The organism is Amycolatopsis mongoliensis (genome assembly GCF_030285665.1).
GTDB classification, from domain to species: domain Bacteria; phylum Actinomycetota; class Actinomycetes; order Mycobacteriales; family Pseudonocardiaceae; genus Amycolatopsis; species Amycolatopsis mongoliensis.
This window is the reverse complement of sequence record NZ_CP127295.1, coordinates 6,409,227-6,430,237: the sequence shown is the minus strand read 5'-3', so window position 1 is coordinate 6,430,237 and position 21,011 is coordinate 6,409,227. Positions and strand designations below refer to the sequence as shown.

Annotated in this window: 21 protein-coding genes and 2 pseudogenes; 11 read left to right on the top strand and 12 right to left on the bottom strand. The window is 69.2% G+C overall.

The genetic code is table 11. The annotated features are described in order from the left end of the window. Nucleotides 1-5: 5 nt before the first annotated feature. The gene (locus QRX60_RS30955; protein ID WP_285994957.1) at nucleotides 6-479 is read right to left on the bottom strand and encodes a MarR family winged helix-turn-helix transcriptional regulator; all 474 of its coding nucleotides are present in this window, start codon (nucleotides 477-479) and stop codon (nucleotides 6-8) included. Between the two features lie 79 nt (nucleotides 480-558). Here QRX60_RS30955 and wrbA point away from each other — a divergent pair, with 79 nt between their 5' ends. Both wrbA and QRX60_RS30945 read left to right on the top strand, forming a co-directional pair. Then, on the top strand, nucleotides 559-1,197 hold the full coding sequence (gene wrbA, locus QRX60_RS30950) for an NAD(P)H:quinone oxidoreductase (protein ID WP_285994956.1): 639 nt from the start codon (nucleotides 559-561) through the stop codon (nucleotides 1,195-1,197). Nucleotides 1,198-1,222: 25 nt separating this feature from the next. Continuing rightward, complete coding sequence (locus QRX60_RS30945) at nucleotides 1,223-2,623, top strand: MFS transporter (protein ID WP_285994955.1); 1,401 nt, start codon at nucleotides 1,223-1,225, stop codon at nucleotides 2,621-2,623. A gap of 16 nt (nucleotides 2,624-2,639) precedes the next feature. Here the strand turns inward: QRX60_RS30945 and QRX60_RS30940 are convergent, their stop codons facing one another. The 5 genes and pseudogenes from QRX60_RS30940 to QRX60_RS30920 form a co-directional block, all read right to left on the bottom strand. Next, a complete protein-coding gene (locus tag QRX60_RS30940; protein WP_285994954.1) occupies nucleotides 2,640-3,725 on the bottom strand; it encodes an AbgT family transporter in 1,086 nt (361 codons plus the stop codon). A gap of 61 nt (nucleotides 3,726-3,786) precedes the next feature. Continuing rightward, a pseudogene (locus tag QRX60_RS30935) lies at nucleotides 3,787-4,152 on the bottom strand (AbgT family transporter); the annotation flags it as partial. 74 nt (nucleotides 4,153-4,226) lie between these two features. Beyond that, entirely contained in the window at nucleotides 4,227-5,387 is a 1,161-nt protein-coding gene (locus QRX60_RS30930) for an NAD(P)/FAD-dependent oxidoreductase (RefSeq protein ID WP_285994953.1), read from the bottom strand. Between the two features lie 31 nt (nucleotides 5,388-5,418). Beyond that, complete coding sequence (locus QRX60_RS30925) at nucleotides 5,419-6,132, bottom strand: GntR family transcriptional regulator (RefSeq protein WP_285994952.1); 714 nt, start codon at nucleotides 6,130-6,132, stop codon at nucleotides 5,419-5,421. 466 nt (nucleotides 6,133-6,598) lie between these two features. Beyond that, nucleotides 6,599-7,201, bottom strand: a complete 603-nt coding sequence (locus QRX60_RS30920; RefSeq protein ID WP_285994951.1) for a nitroreductase — start codon at nucleotides 7,199-7,201, stop codon at nucleotides 6,599-6,601. Nucleotides 7,202-7,289: 88 nt separating this feature from the next. On the opposite strand from QRX60_RS30920, the gene QRX60_RS30915 reads away from it, so the two are divergent. After that, nucleotides 7,290-7,880 carry a TetR/AcrR family transcriptional regulator gene (locus QRX60_RS30915; protein WP_285994950.1) on the top strand — a complete coding sequence of 197 codons (591 nt, stop codon included), beginning with the start codon at nucleotides 7,290-7,292 and terminating at the stop codon, nucleotides 7,878-7,880. A 252-nt stretch (nucleotides 7,881-8,132) separates the two neighbouring features. On the opposite strand, the gene QRX60_RS30910 is transcribed toward QRX60_RS30915, so the two are convergent. Together QRX60_RS30910 and QRX60_RS30905 are read right to left on the bottom strand one after the other, a co-directional pair. Further along, nucleotides 8,133-9,035 carry an NAD-dependent epimerase/dehydratase family protein gene (locus tag QRX60_RS30910; protein ID WP_285994949.1) on the bottom strand — a complete coding sequence of 301 codons (903 nt, stop codon included), beginning with the start codon at nucleotides 9,033-9,035 and terminating at the stop codon, nucleotides 8,133-8,135. Nucleotides 9,036-9,063: 28 nt separating this feature from the next. Beyond that, nucleotides 9,064-9,468 carry a Dabb family protein gene (locus tag QRX60_RS30905; RefSeq protein WP_285994948.1) on the bottom strand — a complete coding sequence of 135 codons (405 nt, stop codon included), beginning with the start codon at nucleotides 9,466-9,468 and terminating at the stop codon, nucleotides 9,064-9,066. Nucleotides 9,469-9,591: 123 nt separating this feature from the next. Here QRX60_RS30905 and QRX60_RS30900 point away from each other — a divergent pair, with 123 nt between their 5' ends. Further along, entirely contained in the window at nucleotides 9,592-10,218 is a 627-nt protein-coding gene (locus tag QRX60_RS30900) for a TetR/AcrR family transcriptional regulator (RefSeq protein ID WP_285994947.1), read from the top strand. Nucleotides 10,219-10,735: 517 nt separating this feature from the next. Here the strand turns inward: QRX60_RS30900 and QRX60_RS30895 are convergent. After that, complete coding sequence (locus QRX60_RS30895) at nucleotides 10,736-11,482, bottom strand: SAM-dependent methyltransferase (protein WP_285994946.1); 747 nt, start codon at nucleotides 11,480-11,482, stop codon at nucleotides 10,736-10,738. A 390-nt stretch (nucleotides 11,483-11,872) separates the two neighbouring features. Then, on the bottom strand, nucleotides 11,873-12,214 hold the full coding sequence (locus tag QRX60_RS30890; protein WP_285994945.1) for a hypothetical protein: 342 nt from the start codon (nucleotides 12,212-12,214) through the stop codon (nucleotides 11,873-11,875). A 50-nt stretch (nucleotides 12,215-12,264) separates the two neighbouring features. On the opposite strand from QRX60_RS30890, the gene QRX60_RS30885 reads away from it, so the two are divergent. Then, a protein-coding gene (locus QRX60_RS30885) for an IS3 family transposase (protein WP_408630147.1) occupies nucleotides 12,265-13,580 on the top strand; the annotation gives its coding sequence in 2 pieces (ribosomal slippage) (nucleotides 12,265-12,559 and nucleotides 12,559-13,580; 1,317 coding nt in all). Between the two features lie 483 nt (nucleotides 13,581-14,063). On the opposite strand, the gene QRX60_RS30880 is transcribed toward QRX60_RS30885, so the two are convergent. Next, nucleotides 14,064-14,636: a TetR/AcrR family transcriptional regulator gene (locus tag QRX60_RS30880; protein ID WP_285994943.1), complete on the bottom strand. Its 573-nt coding sequence runs from the start codon at nucleotides 14,634-14,636 to the stop codon at nucleotides 14,064-14,066. 107 nt (nucleotides 14,637-14,743) lie between these two features. On the opposite strand from QRX60_RS30880, the gene QRX60_RS30875 reads away from it, so the two are divergent. The 5 genes and pseudogenes from QRX60_RS30875 (at nucleotide 14,744) to QRX60_RS30855 (ending at nucleotide 19,103) form a co-directional block, all read left to right on the top strand. Beyond that, entirely contained in the window at nucleotides 14,744-15,769 is a 1,026-nt protein-coding gene (locus QRX60_RS30875) for an SDR family oxidoreductase (RefSeq protein ID WP_285994942.1), read from the top strand. A 139-nt stretch (nucleotides 15,770-15,908) separates the two neighbouring features. Then, nucleotides 15,909-16,502 carry a TetR/AcrR family transcriptional regulator gene (locus tag QRX60_RS30870; protein ID WP_285994941.1) on the top strand — a complete coding sequence of 198 codons (594 nt, stop codon included), beginning with the start codon at nucleotides 15,909-15,911 and terminating at the stop codon, nucleotides 16,500-16,502. A 30-nt stretch (nucleotides 16,503-16,532) separates the two neighbouring features. Next, nucleotides 16,533-17,699: an epoxide hydrolase family protein gene (locus QRX60_RS30865; RefSeq protein WP_285994940.1), complete on the top strand. Its 1,167-nt coding sequence runs from the start codon at nucleotides 16,533-16,535 to the stop codon at nucleotides 17,697-17,699. A gap of 32 nt (nucleotides 17,700-17,731) precedes the next feature. After that, a complete protein-coding gene (locus QRX60_RS30860; RefSeq protein WP_285994939.1) occupies nucleotides 17,732-18,148 on the top strand; it encodes a TIGR03618 family F420-dependent PPOX class oxidoreductase in 417 nt (138 codons plus the stop codon). Nucleotides 18,149-18,325: 177 nt separating this feature from the next. After that, nucleotides 18,326-19,103: pseudogene (locus tag QRX60_RS30855) on the top strand (transposase family protein). Between the two features lie 47 nt (nucleotides 19,104-19,150). On the opposite strand, the gene QRX60_RS30850 reads toward QRX60_RS30855, so the two are convergent. Next, on the bottom strand, nucleotides 19,151-19,747 hold the full coding sequence (locus QRX60_RS30850; protein ID WP_285994938.1) for a TetR/AcrR family transcriptional regulator: 597 nt from the start codon (nucleotides 19,745-19,747) through the stop codon (nucleotides 19,151-19,153). A gap of 96 nt (nucleotides 19,748-19,843) precedes the next feature. On the opposite strand from QRX60_RS30850, the gene QRX60_RS30845 reads away from it, so the two are divergent. Then, nucleotides 19,844-20,584 (top strand): 3-oxoacyl-ACP reductase family protein, encoded by a 741-nt coding sequence (locus QRX60_RS30845; RefSeq protein WP_285994937.1) that lies wholly within the window; start codon nucleotides 19,844-19,846, stop codon nucleotides 20,582-20,584. Nucleotides 20,585-21,011: the final 427 nt, after the last annotated feature.

The window sequence follows — 21,011 nt, the reverse complement described above, 5'->3', positions numbered from 1 at the left end:
TCCGCCTAAGCCCGCCCGCCGTCCCCGCGGCCGCGCGAGGTCCGGGTGTGCCTGGTGTCGACGTTGCCGGTCATGGTCCGGAGGGTCTCGGGCAGTGCCGCCACGGTTCGGTCGGGCAGGCCGGCGACGGTTTCCTCCGCCAGCTCGCACCACAGCCGCTTGACCTGGCCGGCGAGTGCCCGGCCCTGGTCGGTGAGTTCGACGACGCTCGCGCGTTTGTCGGACGGTGCCGGCCCGCGTCGGAGGTGGCCGGAGGCCTCGAGCTTGCGAACCATGAGCGTGACACTCGGCGGCTCGCACCCGAGCGCGTCGCTGAGCTGCGCCTGGATCCTCGGGCCGGTCCGGGCGAGCTCGAGCAGGAGCGCCTCCTGACCGGGGTGCAGGCCGAGCGGGGCCAGCAGGGCGGCGGCCCTGGCGCGGTGCCGCAGGCTCAGGAGACGGATCGCCTGGTTGAGGGCGTCGGCTTGCTCGAACTCCACGGGCGCTCCTTGACAAAGATAGTTACGCGCATAATGTTATCCGCATAACTAATCCTACACCGGCACCGGGGGACCCGTCATGTCCGCGAAGATCACCGTCGTCTACTACAGCGCGACAGGCACCGTGCACGCGCTCGCCCAAGCCGTCGCCGAAGGCGCCGCCTCGGCCGGGGCCGACGTCCGGCTGCGGCGCGTCGCCGAACTGGCACCCGACAACGCGATCGACCAGAACCCGCAGTGGCGGCAGCACCTCGACGCCACCTCGTCGATCACCGAGGCCTCGCTCGAGGACCTCGCGTGGGCCGACGCGTTCGCGTTCGGGACCCCCACCCGGTTCGGCGCGCCGGCTGCGCAGCTCAAGCAGTTCATCGACCAGGCAGGCGGGCTGTGGCGGGAAGGGATCCTGGCCGACAAACCGGTCACGGCCTTCACCTCGGCGTTCAACCGCCACGGCGGCAACGAGGCCACGATCCTGTCGCTGGGCAACGTCTTCTACCACTGGGGAGCCCTGATCGTCCCGCCCGGCTTCACCGATCCGGCCGTCTCCGCCGCCGGCGGGAATCCCTACGGCACGTCGTCGGTGTCCGGCCCGGCCGGGGCCGGCCCGGACGCCGCGACCCTGGACGCGGCCCGGTACCAGGGCCGCCGGCTGGCCACGATCACGCTGCGGCTGCTGGGAAGCGACCACGTCACCGCCGCACCGGCACGGACCGCGTGAGCGCGGGCCCGGAAAGGAGGAAATCATGACGAGCACCGCAACGCGGCGGCCCCCGGCGCACGCCCGCCCCGCCTGGCTGGTCCTGGCCCTGGTGTGTGCCTGCCAGTTCATGGTGATCCTGGACGCGTCCATCGTGAACGTCGCCCTGCCCTCGGTCCGCCGGGATCTCGGCTTCACGCCGACCGGACTGGCCTGGGTCGTGAACGGCTACCTGCTCACCTTCGCCGGGTTCATGCTGCTCGGCGGCCGCGCCGCCGACGTGTTCGGCCACCGCCGGCTGCTGACCGCCGGACTCTTCGTGTTCTCCGCCGCCAGCCTGGCGGCCGGGCTGGCGACCACGCCGGAGGTCCTGGTGACCTCCCGCGTCGTACAGGGGATGGGAGCCGCCGCGCTCGCCCCGGCGACGCTGGCCGTGATCACCACCGGCTTCACCGAAGCGCGCGCACGCGCCCGGGCCTTCGGCGCCTGGTCCGCCGCCGGTGGCGTGGGCGGGATGGCCGGCGCGGTCGCCGGCGGCGCCATCACCACGGGCCTGTCCTGGCGGTGGGTCTTCCTGCTCAACGTGCCGATCGGCGCGGCCCTGATCGCGGTGGCCGCGCTGTCGCTGACCGGCACGCGGACCGGCCGGCGGGAACCGCTCGACCTCACCGGCGCGATCACCGGAACGGCGGGACTGGCCGCGCTGATCTACGGGGTCATGCAGAGCGCCGAGCACGGCTGGACGTCTCCGCGGGTCGTCGCACCGGTCGTGGCGGGCCTGCTCCTGCTCGTCGTCTTCACCGTCGTGGAGGCGCGGTTCGCCGGCCGGCCGATGACGCCGTTGCGGCTGTTCGGCATCCGCGGGGTGGCTGTCGGCAACGCCATGCTGCTGCTGTTCGGCGGGATCGCCATCGCGATGTGGTACTTCACTTCGCTGCTCCTGCAGAACGTCCTCGGTTTCAGCGCGCTTCAAGCCGGGCTCGGCCAGACACCGGCGGCGGTGACGTTCGTGGTGATCGCGCGACTGGCCGCCGCGCTGCTGCCGCGCACCGGCGTGCGCCCGCTGGTGCTGGCCGGCTGTGCCTGCTTCGTGGCCGGTTTCGGCTGGCTCGCCCAGGCGCACGCCGGCAGCGGCTACGCCGTCGGCGTGCTCGGGCCGACGCTGCTCGTCGCGATCGGCATCGGGCTGACCTTCCCCACTCTCATGGCCGCGGCGACCGCCGGTGTCCCCGAAGCCGACGCGGGAACGGTCGGCGGCCTGGCCACCACCGCCAGCCAGGTGGGTGGGTCGATCGGCTTGGCGGTGCTCGCGACGATCGCCGCCACCGGAGCCGCGGGCGAGAACTCCCTCGCCGCCGGCTACGACCTGGTGTTCCTGGTGGCGGCCGGGCTCGGCCTGGCCATCGCGGCCGTCACCGTGCTGCTGCCGCGACACCGGCGCGGCTGAAGGAGACGTTCCCGCGCTACCGGAGGGACACCCCCGGGCCCAGCGGAATGCCGAGGCCGTACCAGATCGCGAACAGCGCCGACCAGGCGATCAGGAAGACGACCGCGATCGGGACGGTGAACGACATCAGGGTCCCGATCCCCGCGTTCTTCCGGTACTGCTGCACGAATCCCAGTGCCAGCACGAAATACGGGCTCATCGGGGTCACCGCGTTGGTGACCGAGTCGCCGATCATGAACGCGCCCATCGCCGCTTCCGGGCGCACCTGCAGGTACATCATCATCGGCACCACGATCGGCGCGAGGATCGCCCACATCGCCGACCCGCTGGTCACGAGCATGTTCAGCAGGGCGACGGCCAGCACGGTGGCGAGCAGCACGACCAGGTGCGGCGCGTTCAGCGAGCGCAGGAGGTCCGCACCCCCGACCGCCACCACCGACCCGATGCCGGTCCACGTGAAGTAGGCGAGGAACTGTGAGACGGCGAAGAAGAGCACGATCACCGGGGCGATCTTGGCCACTCCCCCGGCCATGATCGCCGGGACGGCCGACAGCGAAGGGATGGTCCCGGTCACCCGGCCGTAACCGAAGCCCAGGATCGCGAACAGCAGGGCGATGAACACGCTGATGTTCACCACGACCGCCGACTGCACGAGGCTGCCGCCGGCCCCCAGCAGCGGCGAGCCCGGCACCACCAGCAGCACGGCGACCACGGCCACGAACAGCTCCAAAACCCCGGCGGTCAGCTTCATCGCCCGGCGTTCCACGGCGGTGAGCCGGATGGCCGGGCCGTCGGCAGCCGGGTCGCCGTCCTCCTCGGAGGGCGCGTATTCGGGCCGCTTGGCCAGGACCAGCTCGACCACCAGCGTGATGATCCCCGCCAGGAACACCGACGACACCGCGGAGAAGAAGTACGTCGCGACGGGCGTCACCACGTAGCCCGGGTCGACGGTCTTCGCCGCCGCGGCGGTCAGCGACGACCGGATGGCGTCGGACGGGGTGACCAGCGGGCTGGCGTTGAACCCCGCCGACACCGCGACGTAGGCGACCATCACCCCGAGCACGGGACTGCGGCCGGCCGCGCGGAAAGCGAGCGCCCCCAAACGGGATCATCACGAGATACGCCGAATCGCTCATGACGTGCGCGATCATCCCGCTGACCGCGATCGCGAACGTCACCCAGCGCCCGGGGAGGCGGACGACGGTGATCCGGAGGAGAGCCTCGAGCAGCCCGCTCTTCTCGGCGACGCTCACCCCGAGCAGCATGACGAGGATGACCGCCAGCGGCGGGAACTTCGCGAGGTTGTCCAATGCGGACTTCGCCGCGAAGCCGATCCCGTCGAGCGAAAGGAGATTCTTGACCTCGACGACTTCGCCGGTCTTCGGCAGCGTGACGTGGACGCCGAGCAGCGCCAGGACGAGGCTGGTGACCGCCAGCACCGCGGCCAGGATCCAGAAGAGCCAGAACGGGTGCGGGAGCTTGTTCCCCGCGCGCTCGATCGCGCCGATGACGCGGAAGAGGGTGGTCATCCGGGTCCGGGGACCCGTGGTGCGTGGGTGCGTTTCCGTCATCCCGATCGGCCTTCCGTGGTGGGGACTGTCGGTTACTGCTCACCCAGCCGGGTGGCCTGCTGGGTCACCTCGAAGTCCGCGCGCCGCCGTCCGGCGAACCGGGTGGGGCGGAACGGGTCGAGGAGTTCCTGGCCCCGGCCGGTCACGACCTCGGCCGCGGCCAGGCGTCCCAGGAGCGGCCCCAGGGTGATGCCGCTGTGCGAGACGAGGCAGTAGACGCGCGGCGAGCCGAAGCCGGCGATCGTGTGGCCGTCCGCGGGCAGGGAGCGGAACCCGACGCGCAGGTCGATTTCCGGGGTGGGCGCCGGTTCGGGCAGCAGAGCCGAGAGGCGCCGGGCGATCGTGCGCGCGAGCGGCCCGTCCGGGGCCGGCGGGTCGGCGGGATCGACCGCGGCGTTCAGGTCGAGCGCCTGCACGACGGTGTGCCCGCCGGCCGCGGGGCGCAGGTTGAGCGTCGGCGAGTGGACCACGCAGCGCAGGTCGATCCCGGGCGCCCGCACGTAGCCGAGCAACCCGACCGCCGGTGATCCCCGCTCGATGCCGGCCAGCATGGGCAGGTCGATCCCGGCGCCCGCGGCGAGCCGCTCGCTCCAGCGGCCAGTCGCCAGGACGACCCGGTCGGCCCGGTGGACCTCGCCGCCGGCCAGCGTGACGGACACCCCGCCGGGACCGTCGTCGACGGCGGCGACCTCGCCGATCGCGCACGTCGCACCGTGCCGCCCGGCGTCCGCGAGGAGGTTTCCCAGCAGCCGGTCCGGCAGGACGTACCCCTCACCGGGGAAGTGCGCGAACGACACCGCGTTCGCCGGGATCCGGAGGGCGCCGGTGATCGGCGTCGCTTCGTCGCGCCCGATCCAGCGCACCGGATACCCGAGGGCCAGCAACCGGTCGACGTTGTCGGCGAGCCACGGCGCGCTCGCGGAGTTCGCCCAGTGCAGGGCTCCGCTGGGGAAGTACGACGGCGCGCCGGGCAGCCGGCGGGCGAGGTCCGCGTGCTCGGTCATCCCCGCGACGTTCAGCCGGTGGTAGGCCGGGTCGAGCTTGCGGTTCGCGTTGGTCCACGCGAACGTCGTCGACGTGGTCCCGGTGCCGGGCCCCCGCCGGTCCAGCAGCAGCACTTCCGCGCCGGCGACCGCGAGCGCCCGGGCGACCGCGGTCCCCAGCACGCCCGCCCCGACCACGATGACCTTCATCTCCGACCTTCCCTTCCGAAGTGGACGGTGCTCACACGGCCGAGGCGGGCAGCTCGACGAAGAACTCCGCGGTGCCCGGGCGGACGAGCGCCGTGACCACTTCGACGACGGTCCCGTCGGTGACGCGCAGCTCCCGGCGCCGCCGCAGGGTCGCCGTGCCCGGTGCGCTGTCCAGCAACTCCGCGTCGCGCTCGTCGAGGCTCACCGGGTCGAGGTAGAGCCGGATCGTGTCGACCGGCACTCCCCTGCCCCGCAGGTAGGCCAGGCTCACGAGGTGCTCGAGGTCTTCGTCCAGCAGGTCGGAAGCCACCGAGAAGAGCACGACGTGGCGCTCGACCGACTGCGGCCGTTCGCGCAGGTCCAGCTTCCGGCGGACCAGTTCCACCACCGCGGTGCCGGGCTCCGCGCCGGGAAGCGCGAGAACGGCGTCACCGGCCGTGGTGATCCGCGCGGACACGACTTCGTGGCGGCCGGGAGCGCCCTTCTCGGCGGTCCCGGGCACGACGAAGTTGAGCAGGTTGACCTGCCGCACGCCGTCCGCGACGAACGTGCCGTGCCGTCGCCGGCGGACGGCCAGGCCCGCTTTCGCCAGGTCGTTGAGCACGCGCTGCGCGGTGGCCCGGCTGACGCCGTACTGCTCGCACAGGTCCTTCTCGGTCGGCAGCCGCGCTCCCGCGGGCAGCGCCCCGGAGTGGATCTGCTCTTCGATCACCCGTTTGATCTGCAGGTGCAGGGCCTCGGACATGATTTGAACGTACAATTGAGCAAATGTCCGGTCAAGTGTCGATCCGGTCGCGGTCTCCGGACACGTCGGTTCGTCGTCTCAAGGTCATGACCGTCGACCCTGCAGCCGCATGGCCCGCTGATCGGCTCGCGGCTCCGGCTGGTCACCTGGAACGTCCGGGGCCGGTTCGGGCCGTGGGAACGGCGCCAGGGCGGCATCTCCGCGGTCCCGGCCGACCGCGATCAAGCGCGGGAACTCGCTGCCGCGGCGGGGTTTCCCCATCACCGGCCCGCCGGCTTGGACGCCGTGATCCGCTTGGTCGTCGGCGTGCCGACCTGGCACGACGTCGTGTCGGACGCGCCTGACATCAAGGCGATGCGAGCTGCCGGCGTCACTGAGCGGGTGCCTGACCGAACTGTCGCCCGACTACGTGCTGCTCAACGAAAACGGCAACGAATACGACCCCCAGTGACCGCCGCAGCTACCGTCAGCGGTGGAAGCGTGTCGTCTTCTCCAACGGCTCGCGGCCGACGGCGACGGAGTTGATCGCCGCCGTCGGGTCGGCGTAGCCGAACGCGATACCGAACAGCAGCTTCCCGCCGGTGACGCCGAGCGTCTCGCGCACCGTGTCGGCGTAGAAGCTCAGCAACGTCTGAGGGCAACTGGCCACCCCGTAGGCCGCCATGGCCAGCAACAGTGTCTGCGCGTACATGCCGACGTCCGCGGTCAGCCGCGCGTCGCCGGATTCCGGCGCGTACAGCAGGGCGACGTGGGGCGCGTCGTAGAGCACGGCACCGAACTCCGCGCGCCGTCGTTGGTGCACCGGCGAGTAAATGCCGTCGCTGTACGGGAAATCGACGGTCTGCCGGCCCGCCCGGCCCGCGGCCACGAGCGCTTCGGCGAAGTTGTCCCGCGCGGCTCCGCTGACCACCTCGACCTGCCAGGGCTGCGCATTGGAGTTCGACGGCGCAGCGCCGGCCAGGCGGAACACGGCCTCGATCGTCTCGTCCGGAACAGGGTCGGGCAGGAACGCCCGGGTCGCGCGCCGATCCCGGATGAGCCGCTCCACCAGGCTCGTCACCGTCGCCACACTTCCTCCTTAGATACACGATTACGTTTACCTGGGTGACCGTGGCGAACCTCCCGCGCTATGTAAACGCTGACGTATAGCTGGTGGCATGAACGACGAACCGGCACGCCGAGCAGGCCGGGGCGGCCGGGAACGCGTGGTGACCGCCGCGATCAGCCTGTTCGCGGCGCGCGGCATCACCGCGACCACGATGGAAGACATCGCCGCCCATGCCCCGGTGTCCAAGCGGACCCTGTACGCCCACTTCCCCACCAAGGAGGACCTCGTCCTGGCCCAGCTGGACCACCTCCTGCGGTCCGGCTACTCGCTGCTCGAAACCCTCAGGCGCGACGACCTGCCCCCGCGCGACCGGCTCCTCGCGATGTTCGCGGTGCAACCATGGCCGGACGGAACCGTCCGGGGCTGCCCGTTCATCCACGCCGCGGTCGAGCACCCCGACCCCGCCGACCGCGTGCACGCCTTCGCGCGCGAGCAGAAACTCCTCGTGCTCGCCCTGGTGACCGGCCTGCTGGACGAACTCGGCATCGACGAGCCGGAACCGCTGGCCGAGCAGCTCGTCACCCTCTCCGACGGCGCCGCGAGCCGCGCGATGGTGCTCAACGACCCCGACTACGGCCGTCACGCCCGCAAGGCCGTCGAGACCCTGCTCGACCACGCGCCACGTCGCCCCGGCAAGTAGACCGCACTCCGGGGCTACCCGGCGGTGACAGGCAGGCCTTCCCGGCGCACAGTCTCAAGTGGCCGCCGACCGTGCGGTCGCTGATCATCCCCAGCGTCATGACCTCGGTCAGTTGCTGGAGACCGCCGCACGCGACGGCGAACGCATCCCGTGGACCCTGCATTTCCACCGAGACCGACGACAGCGGCCTGGGGTCGGCATCGCGATCGTCAACGCACCGCCGGGCCGGAGCCTTCGCACTCGATGAGGAGTTCAGCTGACCTCGTTGCGGACGGCCGTGTCGAGATCGGTGGCGGTCAGGCGGAAGGTGCCGGCCGTCTCCGTCGCGTCCATGTGGAACGGCGCGTACCACTGGTAGTCCATCTCGGCCATCTCGCGGGCGATCGGCACGACCAGTCCGGCCGCGCGCATCACGAAGCGCGGCAGCTGGATCAGTTTGATCGGTGGTCGGCCCGCTGCGGCGGCGTAGCGCCCAGCAAGCTCGCGGATGGTGACGGCCGGCGGGGACGGCACGTGCCAGGCCCGGCCCCACGCCCGTTCTTCCGACGCCAGCGTGACGAGCGCCTGTGCCATGTCGGTGTTGACGGTGAAGGTGTGTGGCATGTCCAGGTGACCGGTGATCCAGGCCGCCTTCCCTTTCGTCAGGGCCGGCTCGATGAGCAGGGAGTAGATGCCGTTGGCGCCCTTGCCGATGTAGTCGGAGCCGCGGACCTCGACCGTGCGGATGCCCGCGGCGAGGGCCTGTTCCCACATCCGTCTGCGCAGGCGGCCCTTGTGCCCGACGGCGGCCATGGGGGTGTGTTCGTTCATCCGGCCACCGGGCTGCGGGCCGTAGGCGTACAGGCTGCCGGTCAGGGCGAGGACGGCGTCGTTCGCCTCGGCGGCGGCGATGGCCGCCGTTTGCAGGGGCGGTAGCAGGCGTTCCCATTCCGTGTACGAGGGCGGATTGGCGCAGTGGTAGATCACTTCGGCACCGCGGGACAGCTCGGTCAGGCCGGCCGGGTCGGATGCGTCCGCGGCGACCCGGTCGATCAGCGGGTGTTCGGGGCCGGAGCCGCTGCGGGTGACGATCCGGACGCTCTGGCCGCGCTCGGCGAGCAGACGAGCGACGGTGCTGCCGATGGAACCGGCGCCGATGACGACGTGTGTGACCATGACGGTTCTCTCCGTTCCGGAGTCTCGGTCAGTCGTCCACGCCGGAGCCGGCGTAGCTGGGCACGTCGGCGAGCATGCCGGCGATCCGCGGGTTGAGCTCGTTGCGGCGTCGGTGCAGCTCCTGGATCTTGCCGTTCAGGCCCGGGTCCTCGTCGTCACTGACGTCGAAGATCTCCAGCCGTTCAACGAGGTTCAGCCCCAGGTGGTCGGTTTGATAGGTGGTCGGGTGCGTCAGGTAGGCGAAAAGCCCGTCGAGGTCCTCCACGACGAACACCGAGCTGTACGTGTAGTCACCACCGTGGTCGCGGCCGACGATGAACGACTTGACGGCCGGGTTCGACCGGCCCTGGTTGCGCCAGCCCTCCAGCGCCGCCTCGATCTGTTCGGGCGTCGCGGTGGCCTTCATCGTGACGCGGCTGACGTGATGGATCATGATCCACTCCAGACTTCTAACGTTGTTAGAATTTCTAACGTCGTTAACTCTGGCGCACGCCGTCAGCGCAGTCAAGGGCGGCGGTTAGTGTTCGAAGACACCATCGAAGCGAAGTGACGGACCATGTCGATCAGCACGAGACGGGCCCGCGAACGGGCGAACACCCAGGAGCGGATCATCGACGCCGCGCTGCACGTCCTCGAGACCGAGGGCCCTGCGGCTCTGACGATCCGGCGCATCGCCAACGACGTCGAATATTCCGCACCCGTCGTCTACCAGCACTTCGCCAACAAGGACGCGCTCGTCCTGGAACTGGTCGCGCACGGCCACCGCCTGATGCTGACCGGGTTCCTCCAAGCCTCACAGGAGGCCGACGTGGACCTGCGCATGAGGCGCATCGCGTCGGAGTACGTGCGGTTCGCCGGCGAGCACCCCCACCTCTACCAGGTCATGAACGGCCCCGGGGTCGACGCGGACGAACGCCGGCGCGTCGCGGAACCGGCCATCGACTCCCTCAAGGAGTTGCTCACCACCTGGTCGGCCGCACACGACGTGGTCCTGGCCGATCTCGAGGAGGCCTGCGAGATCCTCTGGGGCACGCTGTACGGCATCGCGTCGCTCGGTCACCTCAGCAACATCGGCAACGATCGCGCCCGCCGCCTCGCAGAACAGGCTCTCCACGCGATTCTTCTCGGCTGGCGAACCGAGGCGTCGGCCGACGAACGGGCGGCCGAGCAGCCGGCGCCATGACCACGGACCGCGCGGGTCACGATCCTCACGCCACGCCACTAGCCGGTCGTGAGCGGCACTACGTCCCCACAACGGAGTGGGACCGACCGGGGCAGTCGGCGAAGCCAAAGAAGCAATCAACGCCCACGCAACTCGTCGGTGGCGAGATTGGTCACCACTCCGGCTCCTGCCGCGGTGACCACCGAACCCAGTCCGTGCCACCACCGCACTCCGCGCAACCGACTCATACACCGCCTGTCGCCGAGTGGACCTTCCGCGTAACACGCCCGGATCCGCGACCACCGCCACCACCACGGTCGACGCGTCTCATAGCTCGTCGCAGATCGTTGACCCGGTAATCGATCTTCCTGGCCAACACCAGCATCATCGCCCCGACCCGGCTTGCCGGCAACCACGCGACACCACACGCATCGGCCGAACGCAAATCCACGCAACGCGGCTCGATCAGTAGCGCACTGTCGTGCCGAAGAGAGTGAGTCCCGGTGTCGGGTCACCGGGAATCACTCGGCCGCTGGTGTCAGCGGTTCATCAGAGCGAAGATGCCCCAGCCGAGGTATTCGCGTTGGTATCGGACGTGGCGTACCGGAGCGGCAGTGAGTTCCGCGCGCATCTGCCCGGCCAGCTCGTCGACGGGATGTGCGTCCAGCCAGCGGCGGGTGTTGAGCCACTGAGCCGCGACGTAGCGGTCCCAGCTGTCCTGGTCGGCCAAGACCATCTCCACGACGTCACAACCCAGCTCCCCGAACTGTTCCAGCAATTCCGGGAGGACGCGGAAGTCGTCTTCACTGGTGGCGTGACAGCCCTCGACGGTGGCCTGGTCCGGGGGTTCCCTACGCCAGTACGGTTCGCCGATCAGCATCATGCCGCCGGGGCGCAGGCTGCGTCGGAGCAGGTCCACGGTGCCGGCAACGCCACCTCCGATCCAGCTCGCACCGACGCACGCCCCGATGTCGACCGGGTCGTCGGCAACGTGGGTCGACGCGTCACCATGGGTGAAGGTGACCTGTCCGGCGACCTCCAGTTCGATCGCTCGGGCCCGGGCCGTGGCCAGGAACACGGTGCTGATGTCCACGCCGGTTCCGGTGATGCGGTGATCGCGGGCCCAGGTGCACAGCAGCTCGCCCGAGCCACAGGCCAGGTCGAGTATCCGAGTGCCGGGTGGTGGGTTCAGCGCCTCGCCCAGGACGGCCAGTTTCTGGCTGGTGAGCGGGTTGTGGATGCGGTGGCTGCTCTCGCGGATGGTGAAGCTACGGGGTAGATCCACTTCGGGGATTCCTTACGTCCAAGGGGTAGTTCACAGTGGCCAGCACTGGGTCGGCGGTCGACGGCCGGGCTACCCGGACATTCATGAAATGCACCTCTTCGGACGGAAGGCCATACGGTTCGACGGAAGGCTAGGCGGGTCGCACGTGCCGGTCCACCGGTTATCGCGTCGACCCGAACGCGCGCTCATGCCGCTGATCGAGCACTCACGTCCGGTCATGCCGATGATGGAGCGTTGCCGAGTTGGTAATGCCGTCAGAGCGCACGTCGCCGAGACCGGCTACTCGCCCTCGCGCAGCAAGTCAGCGAGGATCTCGAGGGCGAGTCCGAGTTCGTTGGCGGCGACGAACTCGCCAACCTGACGCCGGTGGTTGCCGGAAAGCACACGCGCTCATATCGAGGGCTGCGGCAGGATCGCCCTGGCCGCGTCGAGCAAGTCGATCTCAGCGGCGCGGACCTGCGGAGCCGAGGCCAGATCCACCATGTCCTGCCAGTAGTAGCTCAGATACGCGAAGCGGTACTCATCCCCAGTCATCCACTCTTCACCAGGCACGATCTTGCGCGCGAGCCCAGCAACCGAGAGCCTGCCCTGAACTAGCTCCTCGGCCAGTTCACCCAACCACCACCGAACCGCCTCCCGCCGATCAGGTCTCGTGATACCCAGCTCAGCCAATGCATCCCAGTAGAGATTCTCGATCTCCGTCGTGGCTGATGCCTTGCCGAGCCCCGCCATGATGCGCCCCGGGTTCTGTGCAGGCTCTGATCCCAGGGAGGATGCAGAGCATGCCGGCACCGAAGAAGTACAGCGACGAGCTGCGTGAGCGGGCGACGCGGATGGCGTTGGACGCGATCGCGGCCGAGGGGCAGCGGATGGTGGCGATCCGCCGTGTCGCGGGCCAGTTGGACGTGCACCCGGAGGCGTTGCGGACCTGGGTCAAGCGCGCCGAGATCGACGCCGGCACGGCACCCGGCCGCACCAGCGATGATGCCGCGCGGATCGCCGAGCTGGAACGCGAGGTGCGTGAGCTGCGGCGGGCGAATGAGATCCTGAAGACGGCCTCGGCGTTTTTCGCCGCCGCGGAGCTCGACCGCAAAATCAAGTAACTCCTGACGATTCCACACCTCGGCGGGAGGTTCCGCTCGCGGTGGTCATCGACTATATCGACGACCACCGCGAGCGGGTTGTCGAGGGGAAGAAGCTCGGGGTCGAGTCGATCTGCGCAGTCTTGAACGATGCGGATGTGCGGATCGCCCCGAGAAGTTTCTGGGCAGCCAAGAAGCGCATACCGTCGAAACGTGCCGTGCGGGACGCGGAACTGCTCGTCGAGATCGAGCGCGTGTTTCGCGGGAATTACGGCGTCTACGGAGCGCGGAAAGTCCATGCTCAGCTCAACCGTGAGGGAATCGGCGTGGCTCGCTGCACGGTCGAGCGGCTGATGCGCCAGAAGGGGTTGCAGGGACTACGGCGAGGCAGGCGGCCCAGGACCACCATCGCTGCTGCCTCACCTTCGCCGGCGGACCTGGTCGACCGCCGCTTCGCTGCCGATCAGCCGAACCGGCTCTGGGTGGCGGACACCACCTATATCCGGACGTTTTCGGGATGGGTGTATGCCGCGTTCGTCATCGATGTGTTCTCGAGAATGGTTGTGGGCTGGCAGGTGTCGACCTCGTTGCACACGAATCTTGCACTCGACGCGTTGGAGATGGGGATCTGGGCCAGGAAACGGGCCGGACAAGATGTGACCGGGCTTGTTCATCATTCCGATCGCGGAGTTCAATATCGAGCGATTCGTTATACCGAGCGCTTGGCGGAAGCGGCAGTGGTCGCCTCGGTCGGTTCGCGCGGAGATTCCTACGATAACGCGATGGCCGAGGCGTTCAATTCGCTGTTCAAGGGAGAGTTGATCCATAACCCTGTTGCCTGTGGCCGCGGTTGGCAATCAGTTCGTGATGTCGAGATAGCCGTCGCCGAATACGTCGACTGGTACAACCATCGCCGCGTCCACGGCGAACTCGGCCAGCGCACTCCAGCCCAGGCCGAAGCCAGCCACCAAGTGTCACGCTACGATCAGTGCTTCGAGCCTGCCCGGGCTCGGTGACAGACAACGAGACCTGCACCAGACCCGGGGCGCATCACCAGCTCTCGCAATGCCGGCGAGTCAACACCCCGCACCAACGCCTCCGCCGCGGCCATCGGCAGGTCTTCCGGATACACCATCCCCGCAGCGTGCCGCCACACCACATCACGAAGAATGTCCACGCTCTCACCTTGCCCAAGCGAGCCCAGTCTCGCACCCGATTTCGCGGCTCTTCCCACCTTGCAGCCGAGCGAACCTTCCGGCCGGTGACCGGTCGCCTACCGCACGCGCGCTCATGCCGAGTTGAGGAGCTTGCGTGCCCGTGGATGCTCAACCGTTTTCTGCCAGTGCTCAGCAGGTGCAGCACTACCGGCGGCGCGGACGGTGTGTTTGTCCAGCAGGCCATCCTCGTCGGCACGAGGTCGAAGCCGACGGTGATCCAGGCTGAAAGGCTCAGTGCTCGACGCCGTCGCACACGCCTGGGCACGCCGTCTCGGCTGTTGTTCAGGCGCCTCTCAGCATCGCGCGGACGGAGTCGCGGACCTCGTCGACCTGGTTCCCGTGTTCGAGCTCGATGAGCACCGCCTCGGAGGCGAGCGCGATGAGCAGGCGGACGTTGACACCCACCGGCATCATGCCGGTCACCTTCATGCTGGGGGCCACGAGCGCCTCGAACCGGTCGAGAAGCTCGGTGAACAGCGCGCCGCGCTCCGCGTGCGCGCGTGAATCCAGGATCAGCGCCTTGACCGCCCGGTTGGCCAGACACGCGTCGAGGTACGCCTCGACGGCGGCCACGAGGAAGGCTCGGCCTGGGTCCAGTGAGGCGACCGCGGCGAGCACGCGCTCCGCCACGCGGTCGTAGAACCGGCGTTCGATCGCCGCGACGAACGCGGCGCGATCGGTGAAGTGCACGTAGAAGGTGCCCTTGGCCACGCCGGCCTGGGCCGTCACCGCTGCGACGCTGAGCCCGGCGAGCCCGGCGCGGGCCGCCACCGTTTCGCCGGCGTCGAGCAGCCCGTCCCTGGTCTCGCGGCCTTTAGGGGTGACCGGGAGATCCCCGGGGCGCATCGCCGGCATGCGGAGAGCCTACCTGACCCGACAGTCAGAAAAAAGTGACCGTACGGTCATACTGTGTGCTACGGTCCTGCTGTCGAGAAGACAGCCGTACCGGAAAGGGCGGAAATATGAACGACGACACCGTGCTCGTCACCGGAGGCACCGGGTTTCTCGGTGCGTACTGCATCCTGCGGCTGCTCCAGACCGGTTACCGAGTGCGCACCACCGTCCGCGACCTCCGACGCTCGGCGGACGTGCGCGAGATGCTGCGCAACGGCGGGGCCAGCGACGATGCCGCCGTGGAATTCGTCCCGGCCGACCTCACCAGGGACGAAGGCTGGTCCGCCGCGGTCGCCGGCTGCACCTATGTGCTGCACGTGGCCTCCCCGTTCCCGGCGCGGGCCCCGCGCGACGAGAACGAGCTGATCATCCCGGCGCGTGACGGCACGCTGCGCGTCCTGCGCGCCGCGCGTGACGCCGGCGTCCGGCGAGTGGTGCTCACTTCGTCATTCGCCGCGATCGGCTACGGCCACGCCCGCGTGGACCACGTGTTCACCGAACTCGACTGGACCGACCCCGACAACCCCGGCGTCGAGCCCTACCAGCGATCGAAGACCCTGGCCGAACGCGCCGCGTGGGACTTCGTCCAGGGCGGCGGCCTCGAACTCGCGGTCGTCAATCCCGTCGGCATCGTGGGGCCTCTACTCGGCAACCCGACCACCTCAATCCTGCTGATACTGAGCCTGCTCAACAACGAACTGCCCGCCCTGCCCCGCCTGTCCTACGGGCTCGTCGACGTACGCGACGTGGCCGACCTGCACCTCCGGGCCATGACCGACCCCGCGGCCCGCGGTGAACGCTTTCTCGCCACGGCCGGCGACTCGCTGTGGGCGGCCGAGATCGCCCGCATCCTCCGGGACGGCCTCGGCGACGCGGGCAAACGCGTTCCGACCCGGACGCTACCCAACGTCGCGGTCCGCGCCCTCGCCCTGGTGAACTCGTCGGTCCGGCCGATGGTGCACGACCTCGGCGTGTTCAAGCCGCTCAGCAACGACAAGTCGCGCCGCGTCCTGGGCTGGCAACCGCGCTCCGCCGAAGACGCCTTGATCGCCACCGGCGAGAGTCTCCTGCGACGCGGTCTGATCAAGCACTGAATCTTCTTCACCTCGGCGTGGGCCAGCGGAGCTGAACAGTACGACCGATGGCCGCCCGGGCAGCCAAGTGGTCGAGGTCACACACCATCCCCGCAAGTGTACGGTACCGTTTCGTTCACATCGACGGGACGGAGGACTCATGGATGCCGAGCGGCCTGCACCGCCGTCTCGAGGAGCCGGGCGAGAGGACGCCATTCTGACGGCGGCGTCCGAGCTGGTCACCGAGATCGGGTACGAGCGCGTGACCGTCGATGCGATCGCGACCCGGGCCAAATCGTCGAAGGCCACGATGTACCGGCGCTGGGCGGGCAAGGCCGAACTGGTCGCCGAGGCGTTGCGGCGGTCGGCCGAGGGCGCCGGCGCGGCGCCGCCGGACACCGGAACGGTGCGTGGCGATCTCCTCGACGCCGTGGCCGGCATCACCCGGGCCGTGACCGGTGCGGGTGGGCCGGCACTGCTGGGACTGGTCGAGGGCATCCGCTCCGACCCGGCCCTCCGCGAGCTCATCGCCGACCAGATCGCCCGACGGGGCCGCGCCGATGCCGAGATGATCGCCACCCACGCGCGCGCTCGTGGCGAGGCTGTCGCGACCGAGCGGGTCGCCCTGGCGTTGGACGTGGCCATCGCCAGGGTTCTCCTGCTTACTTTGCTGCGCGGCGTTCCGCTCGACGAGGCCGCCCAGCGGGAGCTCGTCGACGAGGTCCTCCTCCCGCTCCTCGGCTCCACGCACTGAACCCACGCCGGCAGCTGAAAGAGAATCGTCATGCACAGCACCCTCACCACCGACATCGAGCAGTTCCCGATCCACGTTCCGCAGGGCGACCTCGACGACCTGCGCACCCGGCTCGCTCTCACCCGGTGGCCGGGCATCGAGACCGTCACCGACACCAGCCAGGGCCCCACCACCGGGGCGATCCGGGCTTTGACCGATTACTGGGCCGAGACCTACGACTGGCGCCGCGCAGAGGCCCTGCTCAACGGCATGGGCTCCTACCGCACCACCATCGACGGCCTGGACATCCACTTCCTGCATGTGCATTCACCCGAGGCCGACGCGCTGCCGCTGCTGATGACCCACGGCTGGCCCAGCTCCGTGCTCGACTTCGCCAAGACGGTCGGGCCGCTCACCGACCCCGCCGCTCACCGGGGCGACCCCCGGCAGGCGTTCCACCTGGTGATCCCGTCCCTGCCGGGCTTCGGGTTCTCCGCCCAACCCGACACCACCGGCTGGGGCTTCCCCCGGATCGCCGACGCCTGGATCACCCTGATGGACCGGCTCGGCTACGACCGCTGGGGCGCGCACGGCGGTGACCTGGGCACCGCGGTGACCAACACCATCGCCGCGAAGGGCATCCCGCAGCTGGCCGGTATCCACCTCAGCATGGGCATGTTCGGCCCCGATCCCGACGAGATCGCCGATGCGACCCCCGAGGAGCAGGCCATGCTCGCGAGTGCCGGCTACTTCTGGGACAAGCTCTCGGGCTACGCGAAGGAGCAGGGCACCCGCCCGCAGACCATCGGCTATTCCCTCGCCGACTCACCCGTCGGTCTCGCCGCCTGGATCTACGCGATGTTCCAGGACACCTGCGCCACCCCCGGTGACGCGCCGGCGTCGTTCACCTACGACGAGCTGCTCGACGCGATCATGATGTATTGGCTGCCCAACGCTGGCGCGTCATCCGCGCGGATCTACTGGGACATGCTCAACGGCGGCGCACCCGCGCCTGTCACGGCCGCCTCGCCGATCACCGTGCCGACCGGCTTCGTCCAGCTCGCCGGCGAACATGTCCGCAAGAGCCGGCGCTGGATCGAGCGCCGCTACACCGACCTCGTCCATTTCGCCGAGGGCCCCGGCGGTCACTTCGCCGCGCTCGAGAACCCCGAGGCGCTCATCGACAGCATCCGTGCGACCTTCGCCACCCTGCGCTGAACCCCATCACCCTCATCCCCAGGAGACCTCCCGTGTCCGGCACCCCAGCCGTCCTGCTGCCCGACGACCTGATCGGCCTGCTCCGCCGGCCCAGCCCGTGCTTCATCTCCACCGTGATGCCCGACGGATCACCCCAGATGACCCAGACCTGGGTCGATACCGACGGCCACCACATCCTGATCAACACCGTGGTGGGCTACCGCAAGGCCAAGAACATCGCCCGCGACCCCCGTGTGGCCATCAGCGTGACCGACCCCGACGACGTTTCCCGCTACTACGCGCTCCGCGGGCACGTCATCGACTCCACCACCGACGGCGCGGCCGAGAACGTCGAGGAGCTCTCCCACAAGTACCTCGGCACACCCCACCCCAACTTCAGCGGCAAACCCGAGACCCGGTTGCTGCTCACCATCGCGGTGGACTCCATCGCCCACGCGCCCCGCACGTAGCGGAAGCACCCTCCATTCCGGTCCACAACGGAGTTCCACACAGGTCATTCCCATGAGCTTCACACCATCAGCCAGGGCTACGTCCTTCATCCTCTCGCCCGCCGACGCACCCGCCTAAGGGATGTCTCGTAACCCGGTGAGCGGCCGACCGGGCCGATAGTTGATCATGTCGTTGTGGTGCAGGTGATCACCGCGTCGCGGCCGGAGTGGATTGCCCCGTTCACCGGGCTGGAACCGGGCCAGTTCCGCAAGCTGGTACGGCTGGTCGCGAAGCGCGGCGGAGACGAGATCTGACGGACGCCTGGGCCGGCAGTGGGCGTTGCCGCTGGCAGACCGGGTGCTGCTGGTCGCGACCTACTGCCGGACGAACCTGACGATGCGCCAGATCGGGCCGCTGTTCGGAGTGTCGCATTCCACCGCGCACCGGGTGATCGACACGATCGGGCCCTTGCTGGCGCTGGCGCCGGTCCGCAAACGCCGGGTCGATGCGGTCGCGATCGTGGACGGCACACTGGTGCCCACGCGGGATCATCGGCTGGCGACCCCGTCGAAGAACTACCGATACTCGACCAACGTGCAGGTCGCGATCGATGCCGAGACCAGACTGGTGATCGCCACCGGTGACCCGCAACCGGGCAGCCGCAACGACTGCACCGTCTACCGCGCCTGCGGCATCGCTGACAAACTCGCCGACCGGCCGGTCATGGCCGACGGCGGCTACCAAGGCAACCCCGACGTCGTCATGCCCTATCGCAAACCCCGCAACGGCAGCGACCTGCTCGAGCGGAAGGAAGATCTCAACGCCACCCACCGCAACATCCGGGCCCGCGCCGAGCACGCCTTGGCCCAGATGAAGAACTTCAAGATTCTCCGCGACTACCGCCGAGCGGGCAGCACACTCGCCGGCACGGTGTCCGGCATCGCGCATCTGCACAACATCCTCCTCACCGACTGACCGCAATACCAGCGCCACCAACCACACCACGAGTTACGAGACAGCCCTTAGTCAAGATAGCTGGACCAGGCCGCCATCGCGCCGTCGGCGACGGCGGTCAAGTCTGCTGCCGTGGCACCGTCGCGTGCCAACAGCGACAGGCTCATCAGCGTGGCGTGGTAGAAGCCAGCCATCGCGTCGACGTCGACATCGGCGGGCAGATCGCAGTCCTCGATCCCCCGGCACAGCCGTCGGCGGACAAGCTCCCGTCCGTCACGGCGACGATCCGCCATGAACGCGCGCACGCTCGGGTGGGAGCAGTTGAGCGCGGCAAGCACGGCCATGCAGCCAGCCGGGCGGCCCGGGCGCAGGTAGTCCGCGGCGTTACCTCGCAGCATCGCCTCGATCGCCGCCCGCGCGGTGGGTTCCTCGGTGAGTACTCGAGCGGTCAGGCTTCCGGCCGTCGCCGCGTACAGCGCGACGGCCTCCCGGAAGAGCGCCTCCTTGCTGCCGAATGCGGCGTACAGGCTGGGCGAGCCGATTCGCATGGTGGCGGTCAGGTCGGCCATCGAGGTGCACTCGTAACCGCGTTCCCAGAACAGCAGCATCGCCTGCCGCAACGCCGCGTCCCGGTCGAACGAGCGCGGGCGACCTCTGGATGGCATGCAACACCTTTCCCTGGCGATCGATACAGAATTCTTCGGCGACTGATACGGTGGCGACACTGATTATATGCCAGTCGCTACAGAATTGGAGCTGCCGTGGACGCGATCGAGGGCAGGACCGCGCTGGTGACCGGAGCGAGCCGGGGTATCGGTGCCGCCATCGCCTTGACGCTGGCACGGGAGGGCGCGAACGTCGTGCTGACCTACGCCTCCACCACGTCACGGGCCGCCGACGTCGTTGCGCAAATCGAGGCTCTGGGCCGCCGGGCCGTCGCGATCCAGGCCGACAGCGGCGACCCGGCGGCTGTCACCGCGGCCGTCGACGCCGCTGCCGCGACCTTCGGCGGGCTCGACATCCTGGTCAACAACGCCGGCGTGGTGGTGCTCGGCCCGCTGGAGAAGATGACGCTGGCCGACATCGACCGGACGTTCACCGTCAACGTGCGCGCCACGATCGTCGCCACCCAGGCCGCGGTGCGGCACATGACAAGCGGCGGTCGGATCATCACCATCGGCAGCAACGTCGCCGACCGGGTACCCGGGCCGGGCGGCAGTATCTACGCGGCCAGCAAGTCTGCGCTGGCCGGCCTGACCCGCGGGCTCGCCCACGAGTTCGGGCCGCGCGGGATCACCGCCGTCGTGGTGCAGCCCGGACCCACCGACACCGACGCCAACCCCGCCCACGGTCCACACGCCGAGCAGACCATTGCCCGCACCCCGCTGCGCCGCTACGGACAGGTCGACGACATCGCAAAAATGGTCGCCTTCCTGGCTGGCCCAGGCGGACGACACGTCACCGGCACCACCATCACGCTGGACGGCGGATTCAATGCCTGAGGTCACGCCCATCGCACGGACGTAACAGCTCGATCACATCACACGAGAGACTGAGTCCCGCGACTGGTGAACCTCAGATCACTGGTGCCACGCTGTTCTCCTCGCCGTACCGGGGATGGGTATCCAGCGAGGTGGGCAGCGCTACTTCGAGCTGAGCAGACCCCTCTTGAGCCACACCCCGCCACGGTGCTCGACGGGGCACGCCATGTGAGAGCCACACCCGACAGCATGGTGGGCAGCCGATGAGAGAGCCACCCGTCGAACACCTCGACCAAGCCTGGCCCGGCATCGGTCGTACCGCCATTCAACAAGTAGCCGATGAGCGGATGTTGGGCGCACCGTCAGCCGGGTTCGTAACCACGCACGGTGGCGGCTTCAGGTCGATGCAGTCGATGCGATTGCACGCTTCGTCCGAGCGCGCTGGCTC